This window comes from Variovorax sp. Varisp36 (genome assembly GCF_047304235.1).
GTDB lineage: Bacteria > Pseudomonadota > Gammaproteobacteria > Burkholderiales > Burkholderiaceae_C > Variovorax.
The window spans coordinates 1-684 of the sequence record NZ_JBGLYU010000105.1; the positions used below are offsets into that span (position 1 = coordinate 1).

Annotated in this window: 1 protein-coding gene; it reads right to left on the reverse strand. The window is 64.3% G+C overall.

Annotation, left to right across the window (positions count from 1 at the left end; genetic code table 11):
- Nucleotides 1-200: 200 nt before the first annotated feature.
- Nucleotides 201-539 (reverse strand): P-II family nitrogen regulator, encoded by a 339-nt coding sequence (gene glnK / locus ACCD11_RS28365; protein WP_007833403.1) that lies wholly within the window; start codon nt 537-539, stop codon nt 201-203.
- Nucleotides 540-684: the final 145 nt, after the last annotated feature.

Genomic DNA, 684 nt, shown 5'->3' on the forward strand with positions numbered 1-684 from the left:
GGCGGCGGCGGCCGCAGCCGCGGCGGGCGCTGCCGCAGGGGCAGCCGCCGCGGGTGCGGATGCCGAAGCAGCGGGCGCCTCGGCCGTGGCCGCGGGCGTTTGTGCAAGGGCGGTGGTGCCGGCAGCCAGCACACTCAAACCGAACGCAAGAGAGACAAGCAGTTTTTTCATAATCGTTGTTCTTTCGGGCCTGGACTCGATCAGAGGGCTTCGCGGCCCGTTTCGCCGGTGCGGATGCGAACGACTTGTTCGAGGTTGTAGACAAAGATCTTGCCGTCGCCGATCTTGCCGGTGCGTGCCGCGCCTTCGACGGCCTCGATCACGCGGTCGACGAGGTCGTCCGAGACGGCCGCCTCGATCTTGACCTTGGGCAGGAAATCGACCACGTACTCCGCGCCGCGGTAGAGCTCGGTGTGGCCCTTCTGGCGGCCGAAGCCCTTCACCTCGGTGACGGTGATCCCCTGCACGCCGATGGCCGACAGTGCTTCGCGCACCTCGTCGAGCTTGAACGGTTTGATGATGGCTGTGACCAGCTTCATGAGTTTTCTCCTTCGGATGGAAATGAAATGGTGCGGCAGCTTGGGCCGCACCTCGTTGTTTTATTTACAGCGTCTTCGTCAGCGTCAGGATGAAGCGCGCCTTGTTGGGCGAGTAGGTCGTCTGGCCGAAGGGGCCGAAGCCCAG

What these genes read in the sequence shown, in the direction of transcription:
- glnK (WP_007833403.1), bottom strand. Translation starts at nt 539, where the DNA reads ATGAAGCTGGTCACAGCCATCATCAAACCGTTCAAGCTCGACGAGGTG.